Origin of the sequence: Paenibacillus anaericanus, assembly GCF_003994475.1 — a bacterium.
GTDB lineage: Bacteria > Bacillota > Bacilli > Paenibacillales > Paenibacillaceae > Fontibacillus > Fontibacillus anaericanus.
The window spans coordinates 1-3,867 of record NZ_RZNY01000074.1 but is presented as its reverse complement, the minus strand read 5'-3'; the positions used below and the strand labels follow the sequence as shown (position 1 = coordinate 3,867).

3 protein-coding genes and 1 pseudogene are annotated in these 3,867 nt (G+C 36.5%); all 4 read right to left on the bottom strand.

Going from position 1 to position 3,867, the window contains the following annotated elements:
- Window positions 1-190 precede the first annotated feature (190 nt).
- Window positions 191-1,543: an S-layer homology domain-containing protein gene (locus EJP82_RS27710; RefSeq protein WP_425464376.1), complete on the bottom strand. Its 1,353-nt coding sequence runs from the start codon at window positions 1,541-1,543 to the stop codon at window positions 191-193.
- 522 nt (window positions 1,544-2,065) lie between these two features.
- Window positions 2,066-2,401 (bottom strand): hypothetical protein, encoded by a 336-nt coding sequence (locus EJP82_RS27705; RefSeq protein WP_127195305.1) that lies wholly within the window; start codon window positions 2,399-2,401, stop codon window positions 2,066-2,068.
- A gap of 21 nt (window positions 2,402-2,422) precedes the next feature.
- On the bottom strand, window positions 2,423-2,593 hold the full coding sequence (locus EJP82_RS28120) for a hypothetical protein (RefSeq protein ID WP_170220325.1): 171 nt from the start codon (window positions 2,591-2,593) through the stop codon (window positions 2,423-2,425).
- Between the two features lie 346 nt (window positions 2,594-2,939).
- Window positions 2,940-3,867, bottom strand: a pseudogene (locus EJP82_RS28115) (hypothetical protein); the annotation flags it as partial.

Here is a 3,867-nt window from a genome sequence, read left to right as displayed (position 1 = left end):
TGGATGTAGAATCCTACGGTTCTGTATCTGTATCCTCCTCCAGAAGCTTTTACAGTTGTTTCAAATATGATAGAACGATCAGGTTGCATGACTAATTCATTCGCTTTAGTAATATGAGGAAATTGTATCCATAGTATTATGGCAAGTAATAGTGTTAACAATCTGCTTAATCGTACCATCACATGTACACCTACAATAACTTATAATGATCTGAAATATCTGCGCCACCACTGCTTAGTCTAAAGTAGTCACCTATAAGAGTAATATCCATATACCCTTTAAATTCCACACCAACTTTATTTTTAATAAAACTCATATTCCATGTCTGGTCATAAAATATACTCCAATCGAGCAAATGATCTTCCCAGTTGAATGCAGCCTTTGGTGCCGATAATATAGTAAATTCAAAGCTGTTGCGCATATATAAATANGCCTTTGGTGCCGATAATATAGTAAATTCAAAGCTGTTGCGCATATATAAATACCCAAACTCATACAGCATGCTTGGCTCCGCTTTTACACTCCCCTTCGTAACAATTTTATTTTTTTTCACCCAATCCACATATTTTTTCATCTTATTTAATCTATTTTTTCTAGCAAGATCACTTGTGCCATCTTTAGAAAGCAAAGCTTGCACTTCATTAGCCCAAGAATAATCAATTTTCTGATAATCGATATTTAGAATTAAATCGAAGTAATCTTCGGTATTCTTGACTGCCCTATCAATGAAGGATTTATCATACTCGAGATAATTTGTCATTTTATTTGTTTTAAGTGAATAGATCCCACTGAATGCTAAAGAATCATCGTATGGCATTTCATACATCTCATTCGGAATATCCGCTAGAATATATTGAAAATCTTGTGCGTTCTTTGGCAAATTCGTCGTCCGTATCACACGTCCCCATGGATCAAGCTTTGCATTGGCTAGGTCTTCAGCATTTTTGATTGCTTCTTCATCTACAGGTAATGTCTCACCTGCACGAACTTTTAAGATTCGTTCAATAATTACAACCGACTGCGCACGTGTGGTCGTTGCTAGCATATCTAAATTCCCTTTACCTGTTCCATGGATCAAGCCATTTTTCGTGGCAATTACCATGTATTCTCCGTCAGTTGTAGCCGTCAGACCAGCAGCACGGACGGCAGCCCGAGCCATCTCCAAGCGAGTCATTGCCACATTATAATCGATATACTCACTCTCATTAATAACGTTATTAATAAAAGCTGCTTCAACGTAGGATGTATACCAAGGACCTTCCCTTTGCTCTAATGTAAAGCCGATTGCACTCACAGCCATTTTGATAAACTCTGCACGACTTACGGCTTGATTCGGTTTAAACGTCTGATCTACATAACCGTTGACATACCCTTTCGTCGCCGCATTCACGATATCTGCTTTACCCCAATGATTCGTAATATCTGTAAAAGCAGTAAAAATGGATGGGGCTGTGACCTCCGTTACAGCTTCCTGCACACTTTCTGTACTTGAATTCTCCCCTTCCGTAGCGAATATGCTTCCTGGGATGCTTGTCACGACCATCATCGTAGCAAGGAATGCAATCATTTTTCGTTTACCCATTAAAATCCCTCCGTTGTATATTTATTTACTAATTGTAAAAACCCATCCATTTTACATGCCATAATATTACAATATATCCTCATAATATATCACTATTGCACATCATTAGTTGTCGAATTTTGTAATATTTATAATTTTGTTCCTAACGATAAGAAAATAGCTCCTTTATAGCGTCTATGCCATAAAGGAGCTAGATCTTCCATCCTCGAATTTGGATAGTTTATTAGAAATTTAATAAGAAGAATATCAAATAATAGGTCTTCATTATCCCAAAAATCATCTACTATTATAGCTTCAAAAAAACTGTATCCTTTCCTAACCAATCAAAGGATTTCAACTTCAATACCTTTATTCGTTTTCGTTGTTACTGGCTCATGGGAATACTAAGTATAAACCTATTACGATGATGTCTTGCTTTCTACTAATACCACATGCATCTTAGACTTTCACAGAATAAGAGTAAACTATCATACACTCATCCTTTTATAATCCTTCATTTATTTGTTGAAGCAATATTTTTAATTCTTCTTCATCAAATAAATCTTGATTCTCGGGTACTTTTATCAATAGTTCGGGAAAACGTCTAATAAATGCTTTTCTTTTTTCCATCTGTTCGTCTTTTTCTAAAGGCCAATTTCCCGTCTCCGCATAAACCATTACTTTATAAGCATCCTGGTCTGACTTTAGTGCTTTCTCCATATTTTCTTTTGAAATATCGTAAAAAACAGGGTGCCCATATGGGCCTTGCGGCCACGTAATTTGATTTTTATCACCCTTCTTGATAATGGCAAAACCATTCCCCTGGTGTATTCTCTCCATATATAATTCCTTCCTTCAAATTTACTGTTTAAGATAAACATCAGATATTGTATATCCTCCTGATGGAATCTGATCGACCACAGCCTCTGGAACACCACCACTCGTGTATCCACCTGGAATCCAGTATTCAGGCCATGCACCTGCTTCATTTCCTGATGGAATCCTAATATTAGATGGATTATTTATCTCCAATATGATTGGATGTTTTCCTAAATACCCGGATCTAAACCTAAAAGATCCTCCAAAATTCGTGGATTACCATTGTTTTATCATCATCAATACATTGTTTACTATAATCTTTTAACCAGAGTATTGCTTTTTTATCCAATAGATAAGGTTTCATATCAACCGATTCATTCTTATGAATATAAAACCCTACGGTTCGATATTTATGAAGAGGCTTTAACCGTTGTTTAAATACGAGTGTACCATCCCCAGGTGTTCTAGCCCTGAGTCTGCATTTATTGAATTAGAAAAAGTAAATAAAGAAACAAGCAAACTCACTACCACTAATATTGTATTCATAACCAAAATTTCCCTACTTGATAAGCTGATAATCATATGTTAGATCATCTCCATATCCTGACAACCTGCCATCAGCTGTATAGGATATATTTGTATAACCTTGAAATCTAACTCCAACACTTTTAGAGGTAAATGGCGGCCAAAAAACTTGATTCCAGAAGACACTATAATCAATCCAATCTTTTACATTGAAAACTTCTTTTGGGGCTGAGACAATAGTAAAGTCAAACTTACAACGCATTTTACTATACCCTTGTCTGAACGCCATACTTGGTTCGGCCTTCATACTTCCTTTGGTAATAATTTTATGTTTCTTCACAAAATCTACATATTCTTTTAGCTTTCTCAATCTTTCATTAATGCTGTATGCATTTTTTCCTTCCAGACTTAAGGTTTTATGCATTTCTTCTGCCCACTTATAATCGATAGTACGATAATCAATATTAAACACACGATCAAAATAATCTTCAATATTTTTAGCAGCTTCATCTGCTTGTTCTTTACTATATCCATCTAGTGCATTTTGGGCGCTTGATACAACATCAAAAATTTTCATTTTTTTATATGGCATTTCATACATTTCATTTGGTAAATCCGCTAGAATGTATGAGAAATCTTGTGCGTTCTTTGGTAGATTCGTTGTACGGATCACACGTCCCCATGGATCCAGCTTCGCATTGGCTAAGTCTTCGGCGCTTTTGATTGCTTCTTCATCTACGGGGAGTATCTCACCTGCACGAACTTTTAAAATTCGTTCAATGATCACAACTGACTGCGCACGTGTAGTCGTTGCTAGCGTATCCAAATTTCCTTTACCTGTTCCATGGATCAAGCCATTTTTCGTGGCAATTAGCATGTATTCTCCGTCAGTTGCCGCCGTCAGACCAGCAGCACGAACAGCTGCTATTGCCATCTCCAAACGCGTCATTGCGGTATTGTAG